The organism is Acidithiobacillus albertensis (genome assembly GCF_001931655.1).
GTDB lineage: Bacteria > Pseudomonadota > Gammaproteobacteria > Acidithiobacillales > Acidithiobacillaceae > Acidithiobacillus > Acidithiobacillus thiooxidans.
Genome location: NZ_MOAD01000047.1, coordinates 1 through 1346 on the forward strand (window position 1 = coordinate 1; position 1346 = coordinate 1346).

Below are 1346 nucleotides of genomic sequence, written 5' to 3' on the forward strand. Positions count from 1 at the left end.
TATGGTGGACCCCTCTGTCAAGACAATAATCAGCCGAGTTTAAGAGGGTAACCTTTCACACGCAGCGGCACGGCGCTGCCCCGGTTTTGCTTCTGATTCTGTTTCCTGACGATTTTCTTTTTTCGCGGTGAATTTTTCCACTATCGTTGCGCCGCCACCGTTCGCTGTCCGGTAGACCTCGTCCGGCGTGCTGTAGTCCAGCGATTGATGCATTCTCTCGGTGTTGTAAAATACAAAGTATTCCGTCAGCCCCAGCAGTAATTCCGGCAAGGTGGCATAGCCTTTCAGATACACGTCTTCGTGCTTGACGCTCCGCCATAGCCGTTCCACGAAGATGTTGTCCAATGCCCGGCCACGCCCGTCCATGCTGATCTGGATGCCTGCTGCCGCCAACCGCCCGGTGAAGCTCGCCGAGGTGAACTGGCTGCCCTGATCGGTATTGAATATCTCCGGGTTGCCGTAAGTCTGTAGTGCCTGATCCAGACAGTCCAGACAAAATCCTGTGTCCATGGTATTCGACAATCGCCAGGCCAGTACCTTGCGCGAGTACCAGTCAATGATCGCCACCAGGTAGACAAACCCTCGCGCTAATCGGATGTAGGTAATATCCGTGCTCCACACCTGATTGGGCCGGGCCACTTCCATGCCTCTGAGCAGATACGGGTAAACCTTGTGCTCGGGATGCGGAAGGCTGGTATTCGGCCCTGGCGCCATGCCGGCCAGTCCCAGTATGCCCATCAGCCGCTGTGCCCGCTTGCGGTTGATCCGATGTCCCATGCCGCGCAGATACACGGTCATCTTGCGGCTGCCGTAGAACGGGTGGCGCGTGTATTCGGCATCGATCAGTGCCAATAGCGTCAATTCCTGTTCGTTCGGCTTGGGCACAGGGCGCGGCGCGTAGACGGTAGAGCGGGCAACCCCTGCCAGTTCGCATTGCCGGGTCAGTGCCAAGGGGTCAAGAACGTTGACCCAAGGTTTGCGCGTTTCTACTGGGCTATCCCGGACTTTTTTTTAAGCCAGTCCAGTTCCATCTTGAGCCGCCCAATCTCTGAGTAGAGCCGCTCCGTGCTGGCGGATTGATCCACCGGCTTGGGGCCACGCTTGGCTTCGAATAGGCCTGCCGCCTGTTCTTGCAGCTCCTTCTTCCACAGTCCCACCTGAGTCGGGTGCACGCCAAATTCCTGAGCGATCTCGTTGACCGTCTTGATCCCTCGAACCGCTTCAAGTGCGACCTTGGCTTTCTGCTGACTACTAAAAATCTTGCGCTTCCGTTCACTCACAACCTGCTCCTTATTTACAGCAGGTTACCATCTTAAATAACCGTCCGGAAATTGGGGTCCACTATA

Annotated in this window: 1 pseudogene; it reads right to left on the minus strand. The window is 56.1% G+C overall.

The annotated features are described in order from the left end of the window. Nucleotides 1-129: 129 nt before the first annotated feature. A pseudogene (locus tag BLW97_RS17740) lies at nt 130-1280 on the minus strand (IS3 family transposase); the annotation flags it as partial. Nucleotides 1281-1346 lie beyond the last annotated feature (66 nt).